This is a genomic window from Streptomyces sp. NPDC046197 (assembly GCF_040646295.1).
Classification (GTDB): Bacteria; Actinomycetota; Actinomycetes; order Streptomycetales; family Streptomycetaceae; genus Streptomyces.
This window is the reverse complement of record NZ_JBEYZY010000015.1, coordinates 110031-134566: the sequence shown is the minus strand read 5'-3', so window position 1 is coordinate 134566 and position 24536 is coordinate 110031. Positions and strand designations below refer to the sequence as shown.

Genomic DNA, 24536 nt, shown 5'->3' with positions numbered 1-24536 from the left:
ACGGTCGCAGGCACGGCCGGCCGCACGGGGGGCCGCTCGCCCGGGGTGAGCGGCCCCCCGTTCAGTCCAGGTAGCCCCTGAGCTGGTCGGCGAAGGCGTGGTCGCGCAGCTTGCTGAGGGTCTTGGACTCGATCTGCCGGATCCGCTCGCGGGTCACGCCGAAGATGCGCCCTATCTCCTCCAGCGTGCGCGGACGGCCGTCCACCAGCCCGTACCGCAGCTGGACGACCTTCCGTTCCCGTTCGCCCAGTGTCGACAGCACCGCTTCCAGGTGCTCCCGGAGCAGCAGGAACGCCGCCGACTCCACCGGCGAGGCCGCGTCGCCGTCCTCGATCAGGTCGCCGAGGGCGACATCGTCCTCCTCCCCCACCGGGGCGTGCAGCGAGACCGGCTCCTGGGCCAGGCGCAGCACCTCGCTGACCCGCTCGGGGGGCAGCTCGAGGTGGGCGGCGACCTCATCGGGGGTCGGCTCGTAGCCGCGTTCCTGCAGCATCCGGCGCTGCACGCGCACGACCCGGTTGATGAGTTCGACGACGTGGACCGGCACCCGGATGGTGCGGGCCTGGTCGGCGAGGGCACGGGACATGGCCTGGCGGATCCACCAGGTGGCGTAGGTGGAGAACTTGTAGCCGCGGGCGTAGTCGAACTTCTCCACCGCCCGGATGAGGCCGAGGTTGCCCTCCTGCACCAGGTCCAGCATGGTCAGCCCGCGTCCGACGTACCGCTTGGCGACGGACACCACGAGCCGGAGGTTCGCCTCGATGAGCCGGCGCTTGGCCATCCGCCCCATGACGACGAGCTTGTCGAGGTCGCCGGCGAGCAGGCTGTCCAGGTCCGGGGTGGAGCTCAGCTTGTCCTCGGCGAACAGGCCGGCCTCGACCCGGCGGGCGAGTTCGACCTCCTCGGCGGCGGTGAGCAGCGGGATGCGGCCGATCTCCCGCAGATACTGACGGAACAGGTCCGAGGAGGGGCCGCTGGACTCGGTACGGGCGGGGGCGGGTTCGACGGGTACGGGCGCGTCCGCGGGGTCGGCGGGGTCGGCGCTCTCCGGCGCGCCGGCCGACGGGTCCCCGGGATCGGGCGCGCCGTGCGGCTCCGTCTCGGGGTGGTGCGCGACCCGGATCTGCGGGGGTACGGCCGCGATGACGTCGTTCTCCGCGTCCGGTCCGGCGATGCCGAGGTCGGTGGTGATGTCGGTCTGGGTGAGGGTCTGGGTCTGCACGGGGGCGACCTCCAGGATGATCGCTGCTGAGGTGTGCGGCAGCGGTACTCGGGGGGCGGAGTCGGCGGCCACGCCGCTGTCCGTCCTGTACGCGATGAGCGGAACCGCGGGGATGTCGGACCCGTGGGGGACGGATCGGCCGCGCTCCGAGGACTCAGGCACCGGACCCAGTGTGGAGTACGACACATCACCGCCACGAGGGGCGTGCGGTGACTTTTTGCGATCGTTCCGTGACCGGGCGGTTACTCAGATCGTTTGACCGTCGGACTGGCGGACGGGGACAGGGAGAGACGGAGGAGCTGCGGCGGCGTCTTGAGGCGCTCGAAGCGCGGATGGACGAGGTCGCTGAGCAGCAGGCCGCCACGCGGCACCTCGCCGTGAACTCCGACCGGGCCGTGGCAGCGCTCCAGGAGCAGCGGCCCGAGCAGCGGCCGCAGGGCTGAGGACCCCCCAGGGCCTCGGCCCCTACAGCGCCGCCGTGCCGCGCTCCCGCAGAGCCTGGTCGTACTGCTGAAGGATCCACAACTCGTTCTGCACGGCGGCCAGTTGGGCCGGGTCTCCGCCCATGCCGAGCCGGGCGACGGTGCTCTGGAGGTCGCGGATGCGGCGTTCCACGGCACGGCGGCGGACCGTCACCAGCTGGGCGCCCGCGTATGCCTCGTCGACTTCCCTGCGGAGCAGGATCGCCTCGACGGCCAGCTCCGTGACCATCGCGCGGACCGTGTCGTCGGGGGCCGCCTCCCGGACCCGGACCAGGTATTCCTGGGCGTCCTGGACGCCGTACTCCGCGCCGCCCGCGTCGAGGACCGCCTGGCGTACGGCGGCGTAGGGCGGGGCGGTGAACTCGTCGACGCCGTACGCGTCGAAGGCCGGGGAGACCAGTTCGGGCCGCTGGAGGGCGAGTTTGAGCAGCTCCCGCTCGGTGGCGTAGACCGGGTTGCGCAGGTTGAGCGCCGGGCCGCGGGCCGGGGTCCGCACGGCGGCGTAACCCGGCTGCGGCGGCCGCTGCTGCCGGTCGGGCGCCGGGCCCCGCCCGCCGCGCTCGCGCGCCCAACGGGCCAGCTGCGCCACCCGCTTGACCACGAACTGGGTGTCGAGGATGCCGAGCAGCCCGGCCAGCTGCACCGCGACCTCGTGCTGCGCTCCGCTGTTCTTGATCCGGGCGACGATGGGCGCCGCCTCGTCCAGCGCGGCCGCGCGGCCCGCCGGGGTGTCGAGGTCGTACCGGGCCACGATCTGGCGCAGCGCGAACTCGAAGAGCGGCGTGCGGGGTTCGACCAGGTCGGCGACCGCCTCGTCCCCCTTGGCCAGGCGCAGCTCGCAGGGGTCCATGCCGTCCGGGGCGATCGCGATGTAGGTCTCGGCGGCGAACTTCTGGTCGTCCTCGAAGGCGCGCAGGGCCGCCTTCTGGCCGGCCGCGTCGCCGTCGAAGGTGAAGATCACGCGGGCCGAGCCGTTGTCCATCAGCAGGCGCCGGAGGATCTTGATGTGGTCGCCGCCGAAGGCGGTGCCGCAGGTCGCGATCGCCGTGGTCACGCCGGCCAGGTGGCAGGCCATGACGTCCGTGTAGCCCTCGACGACGACGGCACGGGAGGCCTTGGCGATGTCCTTCTTGGCCAGGTCGATGCCGTACAGGACCTGGGACTTCTTGTAGAGCGCGGTCTCGGGGGTGTTGAGGTACTTCGGGCCCGTGTCGGCGTCGTACAGCTTGCGGGCGCCGAAGCCCACCACCTCGCCGCCGATGTCCCGGATCGGCCACATCAGGCGGCCGCGGAAGCGGTCGATGGGGCCGCGGCGGCCCTCCTGGGAGAGACCGGAGAGGACGAGCTCCTTGTCGGTGAAGCCCTTGCCGCGCAGGAAGCGGGTGAGGTGGTCCCAGCCCTGGGGGCTGTAGCCGACCCCGAAGTGGACGGCCGCGGCCTGGTCGAAACCGCGCTCGGCGAGGAAGACCCGCCCGGTCTCCGCCTCGCTGCCGGAGGCGAGCTGCTCGGCGTACCACTCGGCGGCCAGCTTGTGCGCCTCGACCAGACGGATGCGCTCGCCGCGCTGGTGGGCGGGGTTGTACCCGCCCTCCTCGTAGCGCAGGGTGATGCCGGCCTGGGCGGCCAGCCGCTCGACCGCCTCCGAGAAGGAGAGGTGGTCGATCTTCATCACGAACGTGATGGTGTCGCCGCCCTCCTGGCAGCCGAAGCAGTGGAAGAGTCCCTTGCTGGGGCTGACCTGGAAGGACGGGGACTTCTCGTCGTGGAACGGGCACAGGCCCTTGAGGTTGCCCCCGCCCGCGCCGCGCAGCTGGAGGTACTCGGACACCACGGCGTCGATCGGGACCGCGTCCCGTACCGCCTTCACGTCCTCGTCGTTGATCCGTCCTGCCACGCGTGAATTCTACGGGGGCACTGTGACAGCGGACGTCGGCCGAGAAGTGCCCTGCTTCACGTCGCCAGGCTCTCCAGCGGCACGGAAGGATCGGCCAGCGCGTTCGTGTCGACGGGGACCCCCGACCGGATCAGCCGCTGGACCGGCTCCGTGACGTCCCACACATTCACGTTCATCCCGGCCAGAATCCGCCCCTCCTTCGTCCAGAACGCGATGAACTCCCTCTTCCCGGCGTCCCCCCGGATCACCACTTCGTCGTACGCCCCCGGCGGCGCCCACCCGCTGTACTCCATCCCCAGGTCGTACTGGTCGGAGAAGAAGTAGGGCAGGCGGTCGTAGGTGACGTCCCGGCCCAGCATCGCCCGCGCCGCGGCCGGTCCGCCGTTCAGCGCGTTGGCCCAGTGCTCGACGCGCAGCCGCGTGTCGAACAGCCCGTGCGGGAAGGACGCCACGTCGCCGGCCGCGTAGATGTCGGGGTCGGAGGTGCGCAGCTGTTCGTCCACCGCGATGCCGCCGCCGTGCGCGCGGTCGGCCAGTTCCAGCCCGGCCGACTCCGCGAGGGAGATCCTCGGCGCGGCGCCGATCGCGGCGAGTACGTCGTGGCAGGGGTGTTCCTCGCCGTCGTCGGTGCGGGCGGCGAGCACCACGCCGTCCTGCCCGACGATCTCGGTCAGCCGGGCGCCGAAGTGGAAGCGGACGCCGTGGTCGCGGTGCAGCTCGGTGAAGAGCTGGCCGAGCTCCGGGCCGAGGACGGCGTGCAGCGGGGTCGGGTGGGGCTCGACGATGGTGACCTCGGCGCCGTACTCGCGGGCCGCGGCCGCGACCTCCAGGCCGATCCATCCGCCGCCCGCGATGACGATGTGGCCGTTGTCGCGGCCGAGGTGGGTCAGGACGCCCTTGAGGCGCTCGGCGTGGGCGAGGCGGCGCAGATGGTGGACGCCCGCGAGGCCGGTGCCCGGGATGTCCAGGCGGCGTGGTTCGGCGCCGGTGGCCAGCAGCAGCTTGTCGTAGCGGACGAGGGTGCCGTCGTCGCCGTAGCGGACGGTCTTCGCGGCGCGGTCGATCGACACGACCGTCTGGCCGAGGTGCAGTTCGACGTCATTCTGCGCGTACCAGGCGGGCTCGTGCACGAAGACGCTGTCGCGCTCCTCCTTGCCCAGCAGGTAGCCCTTGGACAGCGGCGGGCGCTCGTAGGGGTGGTCGCGCTCGTCGCAGATGAGGATCACGCGGCCGCTGAAGCCCTCCGCGCGGAGGGTCTCGGCCGCCTTGGCGCCGGCCAGGCCTCCTCCGACGATGACGAATGTCTGATCCGCGTCGACCACTTGATGCCTCCTCGTAAGGGTGCCGCCACATGCGAGCGTCCCGCACGCAGCGTGATGGGGGAAGAGGGAGTGGCCCGATCAGGCCACGGAGGGTCACCTTGAGTTCCGCTCGGGTTTACCTGGGTCCCACCGGTATCACGGGTGTCGGTAAGAGCGGTGTCCGTGTCATGCGTGTTCGGTCATGGGTGCTCCGTCATCAGCGCATCGTCAGGCGGGCGTGCAGCGAGCGGGCCGCGCCGTCGGTGAGGGAGGCGATCTGGTCGACGATCACGCGTTTGCGGGCGCGGTCGTCCGGCGCCTGGTCGAACAGGGCACGGAACTGCGGGTCCAGACCGTCCGGGGCCCGGAGGGTGAGCGCCTCGGCGAGTTCGGCGACCACGATCCGCTGGTCGGCCCGCAGCCGCTCCTGCTCGGCGCGCTGCATGACGTACCGGTCCGCGACCGCCTTGAGCACCGCGCACTCCATTCGGGTGCTTCTGGGCACGACGAGTTCGGCGCCGTAGCGGGTGAGCGGGCCGCCGCCGTACGCCTGCCGGGTGGCGCCCTCGGCGGCGAGGCAGAAGCGGCCGATGAGCTGGCTGGTGGCGTCCTTCAGGCGGGCCTGGGCGACGGCCGAGCCGTCGTAGCCGTGCGGCCACCACTCCTGGTCCAGGAGCCGGTCGAGGGCCTCCGCCAGCTCCTGCGGGTCGGTGCCGGCGGGGACGTAGCGGCCGACGGCCACGGCGAACACCGTCTGCCGTTCGGGTTCGGAGTGCAGGCAGCCGGGGTCGATGTGGCCGGCGTGCAGGCCGTCCTCGACGTCGTGCACCGAATAGGCCACGTCGTCCGACCAGTCCATGACCTGGGCCTCGAAGCAGGAACGGGTGCCGGGCGCCTCCTTGCGGACCCAGTCGAAGACGGGCCGGTCGTCCTCGTAGACCCCGAACTTCCGTGACGCCGGGTCGGTGGGGTGGGCGCCGCGCGGCCAGGGGTACTTGGTGGCGGCGTCGAGGGCGGCGCGGGTGAGGTTGAGGCCGACGCTGACGAGGGCGTCCGAGGCGGGCTCGGGGACGAAGCGTTTGGGTTCGATGCGGGTGAGCAGCCGCAGGGACTGGGCGTTGCCCTCGAAGCCGCCGCAGTCCTCCGCGAACTCGTTCAGCGCCTGTTCGCCGTTGTGGCCGAAGGGCGGGTGGCCCAGGTCGTGGGAGAGGCAGGCCGCCTCCACCAGGTCGGGGTCGCAGCCGAGGGCGGCGCCCAGCTCCCGGCCGACCTGGGCGCATTCGAGCGAATGGGTGAGCCGGGTGCGGGGGCTGGCGTCCCAGGCCTGGATGGGGGTCCCCCCTGTTCGAGCGGGGCCGGGTACCTGGGGGAGCTCGTCCGGCGTGACCACCTGGGTCTTTCCGGCCAGCCTCCTGAGGGCCGCGGAGTGCAGCACGCGCGCGCGGTCGCGCTGGAAGGCGGTACGCCCGGGGCGTTTGTCGGGCTCGGCGGCCCATCGCTCCACGGCCGCCTCCTCGTAGCCGACGGGCGGCACGTGGTTCTCGTGTGCCTGGGGAGCGTCCTCGTAGGTCCGCCGTGCCTCGGGTGCGATGCCGTCCATGTCTCGACAGTAAGGGCAGGCGGTGACATTCGGGTGGCTGCTGTGCGCTTGCGCGTCTGCCGGGCCGCAGACCCGCCGTATCCCAACGCGTCCGCCGGGCCACAGACCCGCCCTGTCTCAGCGGGTCCGCCGAGCCACAGAGCCGCCGTGTCCCAACGCGTCCGCCGGGCCGTGCCGCTCCCGCGGGTGCGCGCTCGCCGTGGCCTGTCGCGCGGTTGCCCGCAGCCGGGGCGGCGTCGCGGTCGCCGTCGCGGGCGCTCCATGACCGGCCCTAGGCCGACGCGAGTGCCGGTCCCGCGGCCGTCGCCGGGGTCGTCAGAGCCTCGTCGTAGCGGTGCAGGACCAGGCGGGCCAGCGCCGGGTGGTCGCCGAGGGGGGCGGAGGCGATCCAGGGCGCGCACTGGACGGACTGGGTGGCGAAACGGCCGGGGGCGGTGAAGCAGGAGGCGATCGCGACCCGGTGGCGGCCGCGGGCGGCGAGGGCGCGGAGGGCGGCCGGGACGGTGGGCCTGGCGGCGGAGGCGTAGGCGGAGACGACGGGGACGCCGAGCCGCTCGGCGAGGAGCTGTGCGATACGGCGGGTGTCGGCCCGGGAGTCGGGGTCGCGGGAGCCGGCGGAGGCGAGGACCACGCCGTCGGCACGGCGGGCGGCGTCCCCCGGACGGGTGCGCCAGCCCGCCTCGACCAGACGGGCGTACAGGGTCTCCACGAGCAGCGGGTGCGGGCCGAGTGGAGCGGCCACGCGCGTGCGTGCCGGTGCGGCGGCCGCCGCCTCGGGGATGTCCCGCTTGACGTGGTGTCCACGGCCGAGCAGCAGCGGCACGAGGACGGCCTCGGCGCCGTCCAGGCCCGCGAGGGTGTCCGTCAGCAGCGGTTCGCTGAGCTCGATGTGGCCGAGGTGCACGGACAGCCGGGGACGCAGTTCGCGGATCCGCTCCCTGAGCGCCCCTACCGTGCTCAACGCGCGCGGGTCGCGGCTGCCGTGCGCCACGAGGACCAGCGCGGGCGGGGTGGGCCGCCGCCTGCCGCCCAGCGAGACCAGGCTGAGCTGGTCGGCGAGCCGGCTGCCGATGCTGCCCATGAGGTCGGCCGTGCTGTCCAGGTGGGCGCCGCTCGGCGGTGGGCCGTCGGGGCGCTGCATGGACTCGTCGCTGAGGGGTTTCGACGCCGTCATGGAAGGATCCTCGCGGGTCGGGATTGCGCCGCCGTTGCATGCCCGTGACAGGCGTTTTCCATGGCTTCACCCGGGCGCGCCGTCCAGTGTGAGGCGCCTGCCGTGCGCCGTGCGAGCGCTGTTGCGAGGGCGATACACGCCGGGCGGACCGGCTCGCCGGGCGAACCGGTCCGCCGCGCGCCGCGTCCTGCATGGTCGAGGCCCGCCGGGCCGCCTGGGGAGGGGACCGTCCAATGCGTCGACCGAAGCGGATACGACCGCGACTGCCGCGCACCCGCGCGGGGCAGCGGCGGCTGGTGCAGGCCGTGATGGCCGTGTGCGTGCCGGCGCTGCTTCCGGCGACCTGGATGTACGTCGTGACCGCGGACCGGCTGCGGACCACCGCCGATGCCCCGCGCACCGAGGTCGCCGTCGTCTTCGGCGCCGGGCTGTGGGCCGGAGAGCCGTCGCCGTACCTGGCGCACCGCCTGGACGCGGCGGCCGAGCTGTACCGGGCGGGCCGGGTCGAGGTCGTCCTGGTCACCGGCGACAACAGCCGCGAGGACTACGACGAGCCGGACGCGATGCGCGCGTACCTGACCAGGCACGGCGTGCCCGGCGGGCGGATCGTCAGCGATTACGCCGGTTTCGACACCTGGGACTCCTGCGTACGCGCGAAGAAGATCTTCGGGGTGGACCGGGCGGTCCTCATCAGCCAGGGCTTCCACATCCGGCGGGCCGTCGCCCTGTGCGACGCGGCGGGCGTCGACTCCTACGGCGTCGGCGTCGACGACAAGCACGACACCACCTGGTACTACGGCGGCACCCGTGAGGTGTTCGCGGCCGGCAAGGCGGCCCTGGACGCGGTCTTCCAGCCGGATCCGACCTTCCTCGGACCGCGGGAGCACGGGGTGGCCCGGGCGCTGGCCAGTGCCCGCTGAGCGCACCTCACGGTGCGCGGACCCGGGCGGGGAGGTCACCGTCCCGGCCGCGTAACAGCGGACGGCCCGGCCGTGTAACACGGTCGCAGCACGCTGGGCGGCATGCAGACCTCCGCGACGCCCACGCACTGCCCCTACTGCGCCCTGCAGTGCGGGATGAATCTGACGCCCGTCCCGGACGGGGGCGTGGAGGTGACCGAGCGCCCGGACTTCCCGGTGAACCGGGGCGCGCTGTGCGGCAAGGGACGTACGGCACCGGCGGTGCTGTCGTCGCGGGTGCGGCTGACCTCCCCGCTGGTGCGCTCCGCCGACGGCGCGCTCGTGCCCGCGGGCTGGGACGAGGCCCTGGACCGGGTCGCGGGCGCGCTGACCCGGGTGAGCGCGGTGCACGGGCCGGACGCCTGCGGGGTGTTCGGCGGGGGCGGGCTGACGAACGAGAAGGCGTACGCGCTGGGGAAGTTCGCCCGGGTGGCGCTGGGCACCTCGCAGATCGACTACAACGGCCGCTTCTGCATGTCGTCCGCGGCCGCGGCCGGGACGCGGGCGTTCGGGCTGGACCGCGGGCTGCCGTTCCCGCTGGCGGACATCCCGAGGACCGGGTGTGTGATCCTCGTCGGCTCCAACCTCGCGGAGACGATGCCGCCCTCGCTGCGGTACTTCGACGAACTGCGGGAGAACGGCGGGAAGCTGATCGTCGTGGACCCGCGGCGCACGCGCACGGCCGAGCAGGCCGACCTGCACCTGGCGCCCCGCCCGGGGACCGACCTCGCGCTGGCGCTCGGGCTGCTGCACCTGGTGGTCGCCGAGGGCCGTACCGACGAGGCGTACATACGGGCGCGGACCACCGGCTGGGAGGAGGCGCGGGCGGTGGCCATGGCGCACTGGCCGGAGTACGTGGAGCGGATCACCGGGGTGTCCGTTCCGCAACTCCGCGAGGCGGTACGGCTGTTCTGCGACCCGGAGGCCGCCATGGTGCTCACCGCCCGCGGACCCGAGCAGCAGTCCAAGGGCACCGACACGGTCGGCGCGTGGATCAACCTGTGCCTGGCGACCGGCCGCGCGGGACGCCCGCTGTCGGGTTACGGCTGTCTGACCGGGCAGGGCAACGGGCAGGGCGGACGCGAACACGGCCAGAAGGCCGACCAGTTGCCCGGCTACCGCAAGCTGACGGATCCGGCGGCCCGGCGGCACGTGGCCGAGGTGTGGGGTGTGGACCCGGACGCGCTGCCGGGGCCCGGGCGCAGCGCCTACGAACTGCTGGACGCCCTCGGGACGGACGTCCGCGCCCTGCTGCTGATGGGCTCCAACCCGGTGGTCTCCGCACCGCGTGCCGCGCACGTCGAGGAGCGGCTGCGGTCGCTCGACCTGCTCGCGGTGTGCGATGTGGTGCTGTCGGAGACGGCGGCGCTCGCGGACGTCGTCCTGCCGGTCACGCAGTGGGCGGAGGAGACGGGCACGACGACCAGCCTGGAGGGCCGGGTGCTGCTGCGGCGGCGGGCGATCAGCCCGCCGGAAGGGGTGCGCAGCGACCTGGAGGTGCTGCACGAACTGGCCGCCCGGCTGGGCCTGGAGAAGGGCTTTCCGACCGACCCGGAGGAGGTCTTCGACGAGCTGCGCCGGGCGTCCGCGGGCGGCCCCGCGGACTACTCCGGTATCACCTACCGAAGGCTCGCGGAGGAGAACGGGGTCTTCTGGCCGTGTCCGGCGGGCGGGGACGACACCGAGGACACCGAGGACACCGAGGACACGGTCACGGGGTCCGTGGACTTGCGGGTTTCCGAGGATCCCCGGGGCTCCCAGGATCCCCAGGACGCCCGAGGCTCCCAGGGCCCGCGAGGCTCCCAGGACTCCCGAGGCTCCGAGGACTCCCGAGGCTCCGAGGACTCCCGAGGGGACGCCCCCGCGGACATGCCGGCCGGTGACACGGCGCGCGTCGGTCCGGCCGGTGACACACCGTATGCCGGCCTCGCCGGCGACGCGGCGGACGCCGGCCTCCCCGGCGACACACCGTACGACGGCCTCCCCGGCGACGCGGCGGACGCCGGCCTCGCCGGTGGATCCGCGCCCGGTCCCCACCCCGGCACCCCGCGCCTGTTCCTGGACCGCTTCGCCACCGAGGACGGGCGGGCCCGGTTCGCCGCCGTCGCGCACCGGGCGGTCGCCGAGGAACCGGACGACGAGTACCCGGTGCTGCTGACCACCGGCCGGGTCGTGGCCCAGTACCAGTCCGGCGCCCAGACCCGGCGCGTCGACGAGCTGAACGCCGCCGCGCCCGGCCCGTTCGTGGAGATGCATCCGCGGCTCGCGGCGCGGCTGGGGGCGGCGGAGGGCGATCCGGTCGCGGTGGTGTCCCGGCGCGGGCGTGCGGTGGCCCCCGCGCGCATCACCCCGGGCATCCGCCCCGACACCGTGTTCATGCCGTTCCACTGGCCCGGCGAGGGACGTGCCAACACCCTGACCAACCCGGCCCTGGACCCGACCTCGCGGATGCCGGAGTTCAAGGTGTGCGCGGTGCGCGTGGAGGCCGTGAAGTCCTGACCCGGGTCGGCCAGTTGCCGCCCTCGATCAGCCGCCCCACGGACCGCAGCCGCGCCGCGGCAGCCGGCCCGGCGACGTACACCCAGGCCCGCACGGCCACGCCGTCGGCATCTCGCACCACGTCCCGCGCCACCCGCTCGTACAGGCTGCGCGGATCCCCCGGCACGTAACCCTCCAGCCGGTCCAGGGCCACCAGCAACTCCCCGTACTCCTCGGGCAGCGCGGTCACCAGTTCCCCGTGCACCACTCCCCCGGGCTCCTCCAGCACGTAGGGGTAGCCGGGCCCGTCGTACAGCACCGCCCCGGGCAGCCGGGCCGGTTCCTCGGACTGCGTACGGCCGTGCAGGAACGCGTCGTGGTTGCCCTCGCCGGGGCGGAGGGTGCCGTAGACGAAGAACGGAAGCGTCACAGAAACGATTCTCTCCCCTCACACATCCCCACGTGGCGGCTATGGACATGACATGTCATGGCCTTTTAAATCTCAGTCAACATTCAGCGCTACCCCACGCGCCCGAGGGCGCCCGCGCTCAAGGAGACCGATGAGTCGGACACGGCACATACGCGGTTCCCGCCTGGTCACGGCCGGTATCGCCGCCACCAGCGCCACCCTCCTGGCCGCCGCACTCCCCCCAGCCGCACACGCGGAGGGCAGACCGACCCGGACCATCGCGATCAAGAACGCCGCGTCGGCGCTCCTGGACCACGCAGCCGCCCTGGGCCTCACCTCCGCCCAGGACACCGCCGTCCGGGACGTGATCGTCGACAAGGACGGTACGCAGCACGTCCGCTACGACCGCACCTATCACCAACTCCCCGTTCTCGGCGGCGACTTCGTGGTTCACCTCGCGCCGAACGGCGCGTACCGCAGCGCCGACCGCGCCACGCGCGGCGCCATCTCGCTGAAGAGCGTCACGCCCGCGGTGCCGGCCCCGAAGGCCGCCGACCTCGCGGTGAACGCGCTGCGGGCCGTGAACCTCGGGGAGAGCCTGAAGAGGGTCACGGCCAAGCCCCAGTTGGTCGTCGACGCCCTGCACGGCGCTCCGCGCCTGGCCTGGCGCACCAACGCGGTGGCGCAGGACTCGCTCGGCAACCCGGTCGCGCGCACGGTGCTGACCGACGCCCGCACGGGGGCGCAGATCGACGCCTGGGACAGCATCGAGACGGCGACGGGCGACGGGAAGTCGCTGTACAGCGGCACGGTGCCGCTGGAGACGACGCCGTCGGGCTCGGCGTACCAGCTGAAGGACCCCACGCGTGGCAACACCTACACGGGTGACGCGGCGAACAAGACCGACCTGTGTTTCTTCGGCATCTGCTTCCAGCGTGCTCCCGCGACGCTGTTCACGGACGCCGACAACCACTGGGGCACGGGTACGTCGGCGGACCGGTCGTCGGCGGCGGTCGACGCGCAGTACGGCACGAACGAGACCTGGGACTACTACAAGAAGGTCCACGGGCGCAACGGGATCGGGGGCGACGGCAAGGGCTCGTACAACCGCGTCCACTACGGGAACAGCTACGACAACGCCTTCTGGGACGACGGCTGCTTCTGCATGACGTACGGCGACGGTGACGGCACGACGTTCGGCCCGCTGGTGGCCCTGGACGTGGCCGGCCACGAGATGACGCACGGCGTGACGTCGAAGACGGCGGCGCTGACGTACTCGGGTGAGTCGGGCGGCCTGAACGAGGCGACCTCGGACATCATGGGCACGCTGGTGGAGTGGTACGCCAACAACGCCTCCGACTCCGGCGACTACCTCATCGGCGAGAAGATCGTCCGCCCGGGCTTCGGCAAGCCGGCCCTGCGCTACATGGACAAGCCGTCCAAGGACGGCAACTCGGCGGACTGCTGGAGCAGTTCGGTGGGCAACCTCGACGTCCACTACTCGTCGGGCGTCGCCAACCACTTCGCCTACCTCCTGGCGGAGGGCAGCGGCGCCAAGACCATCAACGGGGTCGCCTACGACTCCCCGACGTGCAACGGGGCCACGGTCAGCGGCATCGGCCGGGACAAGCTCGGTGCGATCTGGTACCGCGCGCTGACGGTCTACATGACGTCGTCGACGAACTACGCGGGCGCGCGGGCGGCGACCCTGAACGCCGCGAAGGACCTCTACGGCTCGGGCAGCGCGGAGTACAACGCGGTCGCGGCGGCCTGGAGCGCGGTGAACGTCGGCTGAGCCGAACGGTTGTGGTCGTGCACCGGCGGGACCTGGTCCCGCCGGTGCGGTCGGCGCCGCCGCGCCCGGGGCTCACAGGCCCGGGGTCGCCACGCGCTGGTACGTGACCGTGCCCGAGGTTCCTGCCGCGGTCATCACCTGCACGGAGGCGGCCCCCACCGGTCCGGCCGGAACCGTCGCGGTGAGCCTGGTGTCCGAGAGCACCACGAAGCCCACGCCGACGCCCCCGATACGAACGGACGTCGTGGTGGTCAGACCGGTGCCGGTCAGCGTCACCACCGTGCCCGGCGTCGTGGGCCCGCTGGAGGGCGACACACCGGTGAGTGTGGCAACGCCCACGTAGGCGTAGGCCAACGGGTTGCTCGCCCCACCCGGCGTCGTCACCGTCACGTCCACCGTTCCGGTCCCGGCCGGGGCCACGGCCGTGACGGCCGTGGCCGTGGCGGTGAAGGTCGCGGCGGTGCCGCCGAACCGTACGTCCGTGGCGTTCGCCAGGTTCTGTCCCGTCACCGTGACGGTGTTGTTCCCGCTCTCCGGGCCCTGACCGGGCGAGAGGGCCAGCAGGAGGGGAATCGGCGCGTAGAAGAAATACGCGTCCGGCGAGGCGGCGCTCGTTCCCGACGGGGTGGTCACCGTCACGGGCACGGCGCCGGCGGCGCCGGCCGGGGACACGGCGGTGATGGAGGTCGAGGAGGTGACGGTGAAGGACGTGGCGTTGACGGACCCGAAACGCACGGCGGTGGCGCCGGAGAAGTTGGTGCCGGTCAGGACGACGGTGGTGCCGCCGCCGGTGGGGCCGGTGGCGGGGGACAGACCGGTCACCGAGGGGAGGGCGGCGGTGTAGGTGTAGAACACCGTCGCATTGCTCGTCCCGGTGGGGGACACCACGGTCACCGCCACGGACCCGGGGCTTCCCGCCGGGGTCACGGCGGTGATGGAGGTCGAGGAGGTGACGGTGAAGGTGGTGGCGTTGGCGGAGCCGAAACGCACGGCCGTGGCGCCCGTGAGACCGCTCCCGGTGATGGTGACGGTCGTACCACCGGAGGCAGGTCCCTGCGCGGGACTGATCGAACTGACCACAGGGGGCATGCAGTTTCCTGGAGCTCGGAAGGATGGCGGAGGTGGCGTGGCAAACCGGCGCGGCCGGTGCCCGGCACTGCCCGGGAGGCACCCGCCGCGCCGATCGTCCCCGGGTCAGATACCGGGGGATGCGACGTAGGTGAACCCGCCGGCGTCGGTGGCGGATCCGGCCGGGTTGGTGACCACGACGTCCACCGCTCCCGCGGTGCCCGGAGGCGTCACCGCGGACAGGGTGGTGGTGTTGATCACCGAGAACGGCGCGGCGTTGCCGGCGAAGGTGACCGAGCCGGTGGAGTCGAGGTTGGTTCCGGTGATGGTCACCGCGGTGCCTCCGGACGTCGACCCGGACGTCGGAGCGAGCGCGGTGATGGTGGGCAGGGCGACGTAGGTGTAGGACAGACCGTTGTTGGTGCCGCCCGCCGTGGTGACGCTGACCGCCACCGGACCCGCGACGGCGCCGGCCGGAACGGTGACGCTGAGCAGGCTGTCGGAGGTCACGGTGGGGGTGGCGGTGACGCCTCCGAAGGAGACGCTGGTCGCCGTGGACAGGCCCGTGCCCGAGATGGTGATGGAGTTTCCTCCCGCGAGCGGGCCGGAGGTGGCGCCCAGTGAGGACTTGAACGGCGCCCCGACGTAGAAGAAGGGGATGGGGTTGCTGGTGCCGCCCGGCGTGGTCACGGTGACCCCGACCGTGCCGGTTCCGGAGGGCGACACCGCGGTCACCTGCGTCGCCGAGACGTTGGTGACGTTCGTCGCCGACTTGGTGCCGAACTTGACGGCACTGGTGTTGCTGAGGTTGGTGCCGGTGATCGTGACCAGCGTTCCGCCGCCGGTCGAACCCTGATTCGGTGAGATAGGCATGACAACGCTCCTCGCGTGCACTCTGACGATGCCGAGAACCGGTCAGTGCTGCGGCGCTGCCGACTCGCATACCTCAGTCGGGCGTTCGGAAGGATGCGGTGCTGCGCGACGTCGTGTCCGCCACATCGGACGCTGAAAGGCGGCTGGTCGGGGACGTTCCGCGCGTACGGGCACCGGCGAACGCCGCCATACCGTCTGCATCCGGTACGGGAAGGGCGGCCCGCCGGTTCTGTACCACCAGTGACCCACGCGGGCGTGCAGGCAACAAGGGTGTTGACATCAACCTCACTCGGACGGAGTAATGCAGACGCGCACCCCGACGAACAACCAGTCGGTGCCACGGATGTGACACCGACCGGCGATCCGAGTTCCCCCTCAAGGGTGCCCACCGTGACCACGGCGGGTGTGCGGGTCAGCCCGTTGCACGGCTCGACGGTGTGGCCGACCCTCGTCCGCCGCTCACCCGAGGATGGCGCCGAGGACCCCGGGCCTCCATCCGATTGGGCAGCCACCCCCGGCCAGAAGGCTCACCAGTCCTCCGCAGTTCCACCAGCCGGGCCTCTGGTAGGGCGGCGGGACGGGCGACGGCGAGACCGAGACCGACGTGGTGCCGTTGGACGCGCCACAGACGCCGTTGCCGTTGTAGGCGGCGGTGATGGTGTGGGTGCCCGGCACGCCGAAGGCGACCCGGTACGTCGCCGCACCGGCGGTCGTCACCGGCACCGTGTCAAGGACCTGACTTCCGTCGAAGAAGGTGACGCCCAGACCGCCCGACGGATCGGAGGCGCAGGTGACCGTCGCGGTCAGCGTCACCGGGCTGCCCACCGTGGTCGCCGACGGCGAGGCGGTGACGTGTGTGGACGAGCCGGCCGCAGCGGCAGGGGAGGCAGCGATCAGCACAGTGGTCAGGGCCGCCGCACTCACACCGGCCCACACATGAGGGGAATGCACACGTCTCACGAGACAGCTCCTTGGTCGTGCGGTTCGTCGGCTGTTTCCGACAGGCTCAACGTAGGCGGCCGCGCACGGTCGTGCCGGGCGGGAGCCCGGCGGCTGAGCCGGCTCGGGGAGCGCTGTAGTGCAACTGTGTGACGGGTCGTCGCCCCGCGGCGCCGCCTGCCGTCCCGGCTCCTTCCGGCCGGTCCCGGCCCGCCGTTCCCGACCCGATCACCCGTTCACCCCCGCGCCCCGCGTCCATCCGGTGGTTTCCGACGAGCCGTCAGCAACACGCCTCTGACCTGCCGGAACACCGTTCGCCACGGGGCCCGTGCCGGGTGCTTCGACACCCGTTCACCCCAATTCTGACGATCCATCAGAAAGCGAGCGGGCCCATGTGCCACTTACCTCGGAAGGGCAGGGCGCGACCGACGGCGGCACATGGGGGTGTCGCGGGCCGTGCCCCACCACAGCTCGGAGGAGCACCGATGCGACGTACCGCCCGTCTGCTGACCGGCACCGCGCTCGCCGTCGCCGCCGCGGGCGGCCCGGCCGCGCCCGCGTACGCCGCGGACACCGGCACCCTGGAGGTGTATCCGTTCTCGGTCGTGCCCGGCGGCCAGGTCAGCGTGAACACCAAGGCGTGCGGCGACAAGGCCACCGCGGCGGGCGACGCCAGCGCGGTCGGCGCCGGGACCTTCACCCTGGCGCCCAGCGCGCACGAGGGCGACGCGATCGGCCAGTTCCGGGTGCCGGAGAGCGCTCAGCCCGGTACGTACGAGATCGTCGCGCAGTGTGCCGAGGGTGGCCGGCAGGCCAAGGGCGATCTGGTGGTCACCATGACCGCCGTGCACGAGCAGGTGCAGCCCCGAGGAAGTGTCAAGACGGGGGTCGGTGGCGCGCTGGGCCCCGACCCCGTGCAGACCGCGGCCGGTGTGGCGGCTCTTGCCGTCGCCGCCGCGGGCGGTACCTGGCTCCTGCATCGCCGGGCGAGAGGCGACGGGATCTGACGGACACCCTCCGCTGTCCGTCCGCCGGTACCGCATGTCCCTCCCCCTCCGGGTCCGACGCCCCTCGCGGCCCGGAGGGGGCAGGGGGCACCGATTCCGGGAGAGGGTTTCGTATGCGAAGGATCGGCAACACCGCGATAGCGACCGTCACCGTGGTCGCCCTGTGCTCCGGTGCCTGGCTGCTGCACGGCGGCGCGGTGATGCACGCCCCGCCCCAGCCCGCCGCCGCCGAGGGCCTGCCCGAGCCGGGCGAGGAACGGCTCGCGGCCCGCGCGCTGCCGCCATCCCCGCCGAACCGCATCCGCATCCCCTCGATCCGGGTGAACGCCCCGCTGATGGGGCTCGGCCTGACGAAGTCCGGCAGCCTGGACGTCCCGCCCGCCGGCCAGAAGAACCTCGCCGGCTGGTACGAGGCCGGCACCACCCCCGGAGAGACCGGCACCGCCATCGTCGCCGGCCATGTCGACAACACCGAGGGCCCCGCGGTCTTCTACGACCTCGGCGCCCTGAAGAAGGGCAGCAGCATCGAGGTGGACCGGCGGGACGGCACCGTCGCGGAGTTCACCGTGGACGCGGTCGAGGTCTACCAGGCCAGGAACTTCCCCGACGAGAAGGTGTACGGGGCGGCGAAACGCCCCGAGTTGCGCGTGATCACCTGCGGCGGCGGCTACTCGCGCACGTCCGGCTACCAGGGCAACGTGGTCGTCTTCGCCCACCTGACCGGCGCCCGCTGACACCGGGCCCGCCCGCACACCGGCCCGGGACCGCTTTCTAGTGCCCCGGCAGGCAACGTTCGCCCGTCAAGGAGTGACGTCATGGGGGTCCCCCCTGCTCGAGCGAAGCCGAGAGCCTGGGGAGCGTGCTCTCGGCGTGCCGGCCGGAAGTCCTCGTACTGGACGTACTTGGGCTTTCGGCCGGTGCGGCGAGTGAGGGTCCCCCCTGCTCGAAGAGCTTGGGGGAGTGCCGGGCGCCGCGACGGGGCGAACGCTGCCTGCCGGGGCACTAGGCCACCCACTGCTCGTAGGCCAGGTTCGCCACCAGCGCGAACACCACCGTCAGCAGCACGACGCGGACGAAGCCACTGCCCTTCTTCAGCGCGGTGCGCGCGCCCAGGGTGCCGCCCGCGAGGTTGAACACGGCCATGAGGGCCGCCAGTTGCCACAGCACCGTGCCCTGCCAGGCGAAGGTGGCCAGGGCGCCCGCGTTGGTGCAGCAGTTGACGATCTTGGCGGTGGCGGAGGCGGTCACCAGGTCGAGGTGGAGGACGCCGGTGAGCGCCAGGACGAGGAAGGTCCCGGTGCCGGGACCGATGAAGCCGTCGTAGAAGCCGATGCCGAGGCCCGCGAGGACGATCGCGGCGAGGACCTGGCGGCGGGTGACCGGGCCGGGCGCCGGAGCGGTGCCGAAGGCCGGCCGCAGGATCACGAAGGCCGCCACGCCCAGCAGCACCACCATGATCACCGGCTTGAGCACCTCGGTGCTCATCCCGGCCGCGAAGAAGGCGCCCGAGCAGGATCCGGCGAGCGCCGCCAGGCCGATGCGGACGGCCGTGCGGACGTCCACCGGGGCCCGGCGGACGTAGGTCACGGCCGCGCCGGTGGTGCCGACGATGCCCACCGCCTTGGTGGTGCCGAGCGCGTACGCGGCCGGGGTGCCGCCCGGCAGTCCGAGCAGCATCGACGGCAGCAGCAGGAGCCCGCCGCCACCGACCAGGGCGTCGATCCAGCCCGCCGCCAGCGAGGCCAGGCACAACAGGACGACCGTGGTCAGCGATATGTCGGGCATGATCGTCAAACTACGGCCGGGATGCGTGTGCCGTCCACGTACTTGAGGGAGTCCAGAGCATCGAAGACCGGCCGGGCGGTCCCTGGGGCGCCGGCTCGGCCTTCCGTGCCGACCGCCCGCGTACGAGCGGTCCGCACGGAGACCGGTGGTTCGGTCCACCCCGCCTCCCCGCCCTCGCCCACGGCCCTCACACCCGGCCCTCACATCCCCTCCGGGCTTCCGCTGAGGGCAGCGTTCCCCGCGGGAAACCGATGTGATGCGGCCGGGTAACGTCCACGTCGCACGCTGCGGTGCATGACCTCGAAAACGCGTGTGGTGGTGATCGGCGCCGGCCTCGCGGGTGTGACGCTCACCCGGCGGCTCGGTGAGCTCGGCACGCCCTCGCTGCTCGTCGGCGAGGAGGAACACCGCCCGTACAACAGGGTTCTGCTCGCCGAGGTGCTAGCCGGCCGCTACGCCCCGGAGGTGACAGCCCTTCCGGCGCCCGCGCGGCTCGTCCGCGCCCGGGTCACCGGCATCGACCGCGCCGCGCGGCGGGTACGGTGCGCGGACGGATCGGCGATCGCCTACGACACCCTGGTCCTGGCCACCGGCTCCAACCCCGTACTCCCGCCGCTGCGCGGTCTGTTCGCCCCGGGCCGCCACGAACTGCCCGAGGGCGTGCACGCCTTCCGGACCATGGACGACTGCCTGGGCCTGTCCAAGGCGGTCCGGCCGGGGGTGCGGGCGGTCGTCGTCGGCGGCGGGCTGCTCGGCGTGTCCGCCGCCCGCGCGCTCGCCGTGCGCGGCGCCCAGGTGGTGCTCGCCCAGCAGACGGAGCGGCTCATGGAGCGGCAGCTCGACCCGGCCGCCTCGCAGCTGGTGCTGCGGCACCTGACGGACCTGGATGTCGAGGTGCACACCGAGTGCCGGGTGCGGGACGTGCACTGCGCCGGGGGCGCGGTCCGCTCGGTGGAGCTGGCCGACGGCTACGCCCTCGACGCCGACCTCGTCGTCCTCGCCTGCGGCGTCCACCCGCGCGTGGGGCTCGCCGAGGACGCGGGGCTCGCCGTGCACAAGGGCGTCCTCGTCGACGACGAGCTGCGCACGTCCGACCCGCACGTCCACGCCGTCGGCGACTGCGCCCAGCACGACGGCACGGTGTACGGCCTCGCCGCCCCCGCCCTCGAACAGGCGGAGGCGCTGGCCAGGTTGCTCGCGGGTGACACGCAGGCCCGCTACACCGGCACCCGTTCCCTGACCCGCCTCACCCTGGCCGGGCAGGACTCCCCCTTCGACCTCGCCGCGTTCGGCGAGACCGAGGCCCACCCCGGTGACGACGTGGTGCGGCTCGCCGACGCCACCCGCGGCACCTACCGCAAGGTCGTCGTCCGCGGCGACCGCCTGGTCGGCGGGGTCCTGGTCGGCGAACTCGGCACCGTCGGCGCGCTCGCCCGCGCCTGGGAGGGAGCGGAGCCGCTCCCCACGGACGGCGGCCCGCTGCTTCATCTGCTCACCCATGACGGAGGCTCCTGAATGAACGCCACCCTGGGGGCAACCCCCACGATCGTGCTCGTCGGCCACGGCATGGTCGGCCAGCGCTTCCTGGAGGCACTGGCCGAGCGCGGCCTGACCGCCACGCACCGCGTGGTCGTGCTGTGCGAGGAGCCGCGCCCCGCGTACGACCGCGTGCAGCTCACCTCGTACTTCTCGGGACGGACGCCCGAGGACCTGTCCATGACGGACATGGAGTTCATCGCCACGCACGGCATCGAACTGCACATCGGCGACCCGGCCCAGGTGATCGACCGCGCGGCGAGGAAGGTCACGGCCAGGTCCGGCCGGGTCTTCGAGTACGACACCCTCGTCCTCGCCACCGGCTCGTACCCCTTCGTACCGCCGGTTCCGAACAAGGACGCCGAGGGCTGCTTCGTCTACCGCACGATCGAGGACCTGCTCGCGATCGAGGAGTACGCGAGGACGAGGGCCACGACCGGCGCGGTGGTCGGCGGCGGTCTGCTCGGGCTCGAGGCGGCCGGAGCGCTGAAGGGCCTCGGACTGACCAGCCACATCGTGGAGTTCGCGCCGCGTCTGATGCCGGTTCAGGTCGACGACGGCGGCGGCGCGGCCCTGCTGCGCACCATCGAGGACATGGGCCTGACCGTGCACACCGGCGTGGGCACGCAGGAGATCCTGGTGGGCCCCTCGGGCGCCGTCACCGGTATGAAGCTGTCCGACGGCTCCGAACTCGCCACCGACCTGGTGGTGTTCAGCGCCGGTGTCCGGCCCCGCGACCAGCTGGCCCGCGACTGCGGTCTGACGGTCGGCGAGCGCGGCGGCATCACGGTCGACGAGCAGTGCCGTACCGTCTCCGACCCGCAGGTGTTCGCGATCGGCGAGTGCGCGCTGGCCGCCGACGGCCGGGTGTACGGCCTGGTGGCCCCCGGCTACGAGCAGGCCGAGACGGCGGCCGCGACCATCGCGGCGGACGAGGCCGCCTTCACCGGCGCCGACCTCTCGACCAAGCTGAAGCTCCTCGGCGTCGACGTCGCCTCCTTCGGTGACGCGCACGGCACCACCGAAGGCTGCCTGGACGTCGTCTACTCCGACTCCCGGGCCGGCCTCTACAAGAAGCTCGTCATCGGCCGCGACGGCACCCTGCTCGGCGGCATCCTGGTCGGCGACGCCGAGGCCTACGGCACCTTGCGCGCGCTGACGGGTTCGGTGCCCCCCGTCTCCCCCGAGTCCCTCGTCCTGCCCGCCGGAGCGGACTCGGGGGTCCGGCTCGGCCCGGCGGCCCTGCCGGACGAGGCGATCATCTGCTCCTGCCACAACGTCAGCAAGGGCACCATCCGCGGCGCGGTCACCGAGCACAGGTGCACCACCGTGCCCGAGGTGAAGAAGTGCACCAAGGCCGGTACCGGCTGCGGCAGCTGTGCGAAGGTGCTCGGCCAGCTGGTCACCGCCGAGCTGGAGGCGTCCGGTGTCGAGGTCGACAAGGGCCTGTGCGGCTGCTTCGCCCAGACCCGTGAGGAGCTCTACGAGATCCTCCTCGCGCTGCGCGTCAGCACCTACCAGGACCTGCTCGACCGTTACGGCCGCGAGGGCGCCCGGGGCGGCGACGGCTGCGAGGTCTGCAAGCCGGCCGTGGCCTCGATCATCGCCTCCCTCGCCCCGACGATCGGCGCGAGCGGCTACGTCCTGGACGGTGAGCAGGCGGCCCTGCAGGACACCAACGACCACTTCCTCGCCAACCTGCAGAAGAACGGCTCGTACTCGGTGGTGCCGCGCATCCCCGGCGGGGAGATCGCGCCCGAGAAGCTGATCGTGATCGGCGAGATCGCCCGTGACTTCGGCCTCTACACGAAGATCACCGGCGGTCAGCGGATCGACATGTTCGGCGCCCGGGTGGAGCAGCTCCCGCTGATCTGGGCCAGGCTGGTGGACGCGGGCTTCGAGTCCGGGCACGCGTACGGCAAGTCGCTGCGCACGGTGAAGTCCTGCGTCGGGCAGACCTGGTGCCGGTACGGCGTCCAGGACTCGGTCCGCATGGCGATCGACCTGGAGCTGCGCTACCGGGGGCTGAGGTCGCCCCACAAGCTCAAGTCCGCCGTCTCCGGGTGTGCCCGCGAGTGCGCGGAGGCCCAGTCCAAGGACTTCGGCGTGATCGCCACCTCCAACGGCTGGAACCTGTACGTCGGCGGCAACGGCGGGGCCACCCCGCGCCACGCGGACCTGCTCGCCCAGGACCTGTCCGACGCCGAACTGGTCCGGCTGATCGACCGGTTCCTGATGTTCTACATCCGCACCGCCGACCGGCTGGAGCGCACCTCCACCTGGCTGGAGCGGATCCCGGGCGGCCTGGACCACGTACGGGACGTGGTGGTGCACGACTCGCTCGGCATCTGCGACGAGCTGGAGACGCTGATGGCGGCCCACGTCGCGAACTACCGGGACGAGTGGGCGGACACCGTCAACGACCCCGAGAAGCTGGCCCGGTTCGTGTCGTTCGTGAACGCCCCGGACACCCCGGACCCGGTGGTCGCCTTCGTCCCGGAGCGCGACCAGATGAAGCCCGACCTGCCGCTGCTGACCCTCGGCACCCGACCCCTGGAAGGAAGCGCCCAGCGATGACCCTGGCACCCGAGACGACCGAGCTGAAGGTCCGGCTGCGGCTGGACGAGGACTGGTTCACCGTCTGCGACCTGTCGGTGCTGATCCCCGGCCGCGGGGTGGCGGCGCTCCTGCCGGACGGCCGTCAGGTGGCTCTCTTCCGGGACCGCGCGGGGTGTCTGTACGCCATCGACAACCGTGACCCGTTCGGGGGCGCGGCGGTCCTCTCCCGCGGCCTGACCGGCACTCACCAGGGCCGCCCGTTCGTCGCCTCGCCCCTGCTGAAGCAGCGCTTCGACCTGGCGTCCGGGCAGTGCCTGGACGACGAGTCGGTGCGGGTGACGGCGTACGAGGTCGAGGCGGCCTGAGACCGGGGCGCGCCCGGGTCCCGGACCGGGGCACAAAGTGTGCGCGGGCGGAGGCGTGGTGCTCACATCCCTCCGCCCGCGTGCTGCTGCGTCAGGCCTGCGGAGCGCTGTTCCGTCAGGCCTTCAGAGCGTCGTACGACACTCCGGTCAGTTCCTCGGAGGCCGTCCACAGCCGCTGTGCGGCCGTGTCGTTCAGGGTCCAGGGCGCCCGCCAGGACGGTGCCGGGGCGCCGCGCCACATGGCCAGGGACGGACCGGTGAAGGAGTCGGGGCGCACGCCGGGGGCGGTGGCGGCGTACAGGATGGGCAGCGCGCCGGCCTCGGCGGGCTGCGCGAAGACGCGGTTGGTGATCGTCATGAGCCGCTCGGCGCCCCGGCGCCCCTCGGCCCGTGGCCCGGCGGTCTGCAGGTTGGTCGCCGCGTATCCCGGGTGGGCGGCGGCCGCGACCACGTCCGCCCCGGCCGCCGCCAGTCGGCGGGCCAGTTGGTGCGTGAACAGCAGGTTGGCGGTCTTGGAGCGGGCGTAGGCGATCCACTTCCGGTAGCGGCGCTCGCTGTTGAGGTCGTTCAGGTCGAGGCCGGCCAGCGCGTGCATGATGCTGGAGACGGTCACGACCCGGGCCGAGGGGGTGTCGAGCAGCACCGGCAGCAGCAGCCCGGTCAGCGCGAAGTGCCCGAGGTGGTTGACCCCGAACTGCGTCTCGAACCCGTCCGCGGTGGTCCCGTACGGCGGCGCCATCACCCCCGCGTTGTCGACCAGCAGATCCAGCCGGTCGTAGGGGTAGGCGGCCGCGAACTCCCGTACGGAGGCGAGGTCCCCCAGGTCCAGCCGCGCGCACTCGGCGCGGGCCCCGGGCACTTCGGCCACGATGCGGTCCACCGCGGCGGTGCCCCGCGCCTCGCTCCGGCAGCCGAGCACCACCCGGGCGCCCCGGCGCGCCAGCGCCCGCGCGGTGACGTATCCGAGTCCGCTGTTGGCCCCGGTGACGACGGCGATACGGCCGCTCTGGTCGGGGATGTCGGACGCGCCCCAGCCGGATGCGTTCATCACGAAATCATCACCCTTCCCTCATCGCACGGCAGCCGGGCA

At 72.8% G+C, this 24536-nt stretch carries 19 protein-coding genes; 8 read left to right on the top strand and 11 right to left on the bottom strand.

Annotation, left to right across the window (positions count from 1 at the left end; genetic code table 11):
* Positions 1-61: 61 nt before the first annotated feature.
* From AB0A61_RS22210 to AB0A61_RS22190, 5 genes are all read right to left on the bottom strand, one after another.
* Positions 62-1384 (bottom strand): RNA polymerase sigma factor, encoded by a 1323-nt coding sequence (locus AB0A61_RS22210; protein WP_361294684.1) that lies wholly within the window; start codon positions 1382-1384, stop codon positions 62-64.
* 303 nt (positions 1385-1687) lie between these two features.
* Entirely contained in the window at positions 1688-3598 is a 1911-nt protein-coding gene (dnaG, locus tag AB0A61_RS22205) for a DNA primase (protein WP_361294681.1), read from the bottom strand.
* 56 nt (positions 3599-3654) lie between these two features.
* Complete coding sequence (locus AB0A61_RS22200) at positions 3655-4920, bottom strand: FAD-dependent oxidoreductase (protein ID WP_361294678.1); 1266 nt, start codon at positions 4918-4920, stop codon at positions 3655-3657.
* A gap of 196 nt (positions 4921-5116) precedes the next feature.
* Positions 5117-6499, bottom strand: coding sequence for a deoxyguanosinetriphosphate triphosphohydrolase (locus AB0A61_RS22195; RefSeq protein ID WP_361294675.1), 1383 nt, complete (start codon positions 6497-6499; stop codon positions 5117-5119).
* A gap of 271 nt (positions 6500-6770) precedes the next feature.
* A complete protein-coding gene (locus tag AB0A61_RS22190; RefSeq protein ID WP_361294672.1) occupies positions 6771-7673 on the bottom strand; it encodes a sirohydrochlorin chelatase in 903 nt (300 codons plus the stop codon).
* A gap of 233 nt (positions 7674-7906) precedes the next feature.
* Here AB0A61_RS22190 and AB0A61_RS22185 point away from each other — a divergent pair, with 233 nt between their 5' ends.
* Entirely contained in the window at positions 7907-8593 is a 687-nt protein-coding gene (locus tag AB0A61_RS22185; RefSeq protein WP_361294669.1) for an ElyC/SanA/YdcF family protein, read from the top strand.
* Between the two features lie 102 nt (positions 8594-8695).
* A complete protein-coding gene (locus AB0A61_RS22180) occupies positions 8696-11131 on the top strand; it encodes a molybdopterin-dependent oxidoreductase (protein ID WP_361294666.1) in 2436 nt (811 codons plus the stop codon).
* Here AB0A61_RS22180 and AB0A61_RS22175 read toward each other — a convergent pair.
* Positions 11091-11540 (bottom strand): gamma-glutamylcyclotransferase family protein, encoded by a 450-nt coding sequence (locus AB0A61_RS22175; protein WP_361294663.1) that lies wholly within the window; start codon positions 11538-11540, stop codon positions 11091-11093. The two genes, AB0A61_RS22180 and AB0A61_RS22175, sit on opposite strands and share 41 nt — an antisense overlap.
* A 130-nt stretch (positions 11541-11670) precedes the next feature.
* Between AB0A61_RS22175 and AB0A61_RS22170 the strand changes: the two genes are divergently transcribed.
* Entirely contained in the window at positions 11671-13314 is a 1644-nt protein-coding gene (locus AB0A61_RS22170; RefSeq protein ID WP_361294660.1) for a M4 family metallopeptidase, read from the top strand.
* A gap of 72 nt (positions 13315-13386) precedes the next feature.
* Here the strand turns inward: AB0A61_RS22170 and AB0A61_RS22165 are convergent, their stop codons facing one another.
* The 3 genes from AB0A61_RS22165 to AB0A61_RS22155 all read right to left on the bottom strand — a co-directional run bounded on the left by AB0A61_RS22165 (position 13387) and on the right by AB0A61_RS22155 (position 16215).
* Entirely contained in the window at positions 13387-14403 is a 1017-nt protein-coding gene (locus AB0A61_RS22165; RefSeq protein ID WP_361294657.1) for an IPT/TIG domain-containing protein, read from the bottom strand.
* Positions 14404-14508: 105 nt separating this feature from the next.
* On the bottom strand, positions 14509-15255 hold the full coding sequence (locus tag AB0A61_RS22160; protein WP_361294654.1) for an IPT/TIG domain-containing protein: 747 nt from the start codon (positions 15253-15255) through the stop codon (positions 14509-14511).
* A 459-nt stretch (positions 15256-15714) separates the two neighbouring features.
* Positions 15715-16215 carry an Ig-like domain-containing protein gene (locus tag AB0A61_RS22155; protein WP_361294651.1) on the bottom strand — a complete coding sequence of 167 codons (501 nt, stop codon included), beginning with the start codon at positions 16213-16215 and terminating at the stop codon, positions 15715-15717.
* 464 nt (positions 16216-16679) lie between these two features.
* On the opposite strand from AB0A61_RS22155, the gene AB0A61_RS22150 reads away from it, so the two are divergent.
* Positions 16680-17201 (top strand): hypothetical protein, encoded by a 522-nt coding sequence (locus AB0A61_RS22150; RefSeq protein ID WP_361294648.1) that lies wholly within the window; start codon positions 16680-16682, stop codon positions 17199-17201.
* 113 nt (positions 17202-17314) lie between these two features.
* Positions 17315-17935, top strand: coding sequence for a class F sortase (locus AB0A61_RS22145; protein WP_361294645.1), 621 nt, complete (start codon positions 17315-17317; stop codon positions 17933-17935).
* Between the two features lie 268 nt (positions 17936-18203).
* Here AB0A61_RS22145 and AB0A61_RS22140 read toward each other — a convergent pair whose 3' ends face one another.
* Entirely contained in the window at positions 18204-18986 is a 783-nt protein-coding gene (locus AB0A61_RS22140) for a TSUP family transporter (protein ID WP_361294642.1), read from the bottom strand.
* Between the two features lie 294 nt (positions 18987-19280).
* On the opposite strand from AB0A61_RS22140, the gene AB0A61_RS22135 reads away from it, so the two are divergent.
* Genes AB0A61_RS22135 through nirD form a run of 3 tightly spaced genes read left to right on the top strand, consistent with a single transcriptional unit; the run spans position 19281 to position 23446 of the window.
* Complete coding sequence (locus AB0A61_RS22135; protein ID WP_361294640.1) at positions 19281-20501, top strand: FAD-dependent oxidoreductase; 1221 nt, start codon at positions 19281-19283, stop codon at positions 20499-20501.
* Positions 20502-23099, top strand: a complete 2598-nt coding sequence (gene nirB, locus AB0A61_RS22130) for a nitrite reductase large subunit NirB (protein WP_361294637.1) — start codon at positions 20502-20504, stop codon at positions 23097-23099.
* Positions 23096-23446, top strand: coding sequence for a nitrite reductase small subunit NirD (gene nirD, locus AB0A61_RS22125; RefSeq protein ID WP_361294634.1), 351 nt, complete (start codon positions 23096-23098; stop codon positions 23444-23446). Before nirB ends, nirD begins: the two co-directional genes overlap by 4 nt.
* Positions 23447-23561: 115 nt before the next feature.
* Here the strand turns inward: nirD and AB0A61_RS22120 are convergent, their stop codons facing one another.
* The gene (locus AB0A61_RS22120) at positions 23562-24494 is read right to left on the bottom strand and encodes an oxidoreductase (protein ID WP_361294632.1); all 933 of its coding nucleotides are present in this window, start codon (positions 24492-24494) and stop codon (positions 23562-23564) included.
* Between the last annotated feature and the right edge of the window lie 42 nt (positions 24495-24536).

Coding starts and splice junctions, on each gene's coding strand:
- AB0A61_RS22170 (WP_361294660.1), top strand. CDS start 11,671: ATGAGTCGGACACGGCACATACGCGGTTCCCGCCTGGTCACGGCCGGT.
- AB0A61_RS22190 (WP_361294672.1), bottom strand. CDS start 7,673: ATGACGGCGTCGAAACCCCTCAGCGACGAGTCCATGCAGCGCCCCGAC.
- AB0A61_RS22185 (WP_361294669.1), top strand. CDS start 7,907: ATGCGTCGACCGAAGCGGATACGACCGCGACTGCCGCGCACCCGCGCG.
- AB0A61_RS22120 (WP_361294632.1), bottom strand. CDS start 24,494: ATGAACGCATCCGGCTGGGGCGCGTCCGACATCCCCGACCAGAGCGGC.
- AB0A61_RS22150 (WP_361294648.1), top strand. CDS start 16,680: ATGCGACGTACCGCCCGTCTGCTGACCGGCACCGCGCTCGCCGTCGCC.
- nirB (WP_361294637.1), top strand. CDS start 20,502: ATGAACGCCACCCTGGGGGCAACCCCCACGATCGTGCTCGTCGGCCAC.
- AB0A61_RS22165 (WP_361294657.1), bottom strand. CDS start 14,403: ATGCCCCCTGTGGTCAGTTCGATCAGTCCCGCGCAGGGACCTGCCTCC.
- AB0A61_RS22180 (WP_361294666.1), top strand. CDS start 8,696: ATGCAGACCTCCGCGACGCCCACGCACTGCCCCTACTGCGCCCTGCAG.
- nirD (WP_361294634.1), top strand. CDS start 23,096: ATGACCCTGGCACCCGAGACGACCGAGCTGAAGGTCCGGCTGCGGCTG.
- AB0A61_RS22160 (WP_361294654.1), bottom strand. CDS start 15,255: ATGCCTATCTCACCGAATCAGGGTTCGACCGGCGGCGGAACGCTGGTC.
- AB0A61_RS22195 (WP_361294675.1), bottom strand. CDS start 6,499: ATGGACGGCATCGCACCCGAGGCACGGCGGACCTACGAGGACGCTCCC.
- AB0A61_RS22140 (WP_361294642.1), bottom strand. CDS start 18,986: ATGCCCGACATATCGCTGACCACGGTCGTCCTGTTGTGCCTGGCCTCG.
- AB0A61_RS22145 (WP_361294645.1), top strand. CDS start 17,315: ATGCGAAGGATCGGCAACACCGCGATAGCGACCGTCACCGTGGTCGCC.
- AB0A61_RS22135 (WP_361294640.1), top strand. CDS start 19,281: ATGACCTCGAAAACGCGTGTGGTGGTGATCGGCGCCGGCCTCGCGGGT.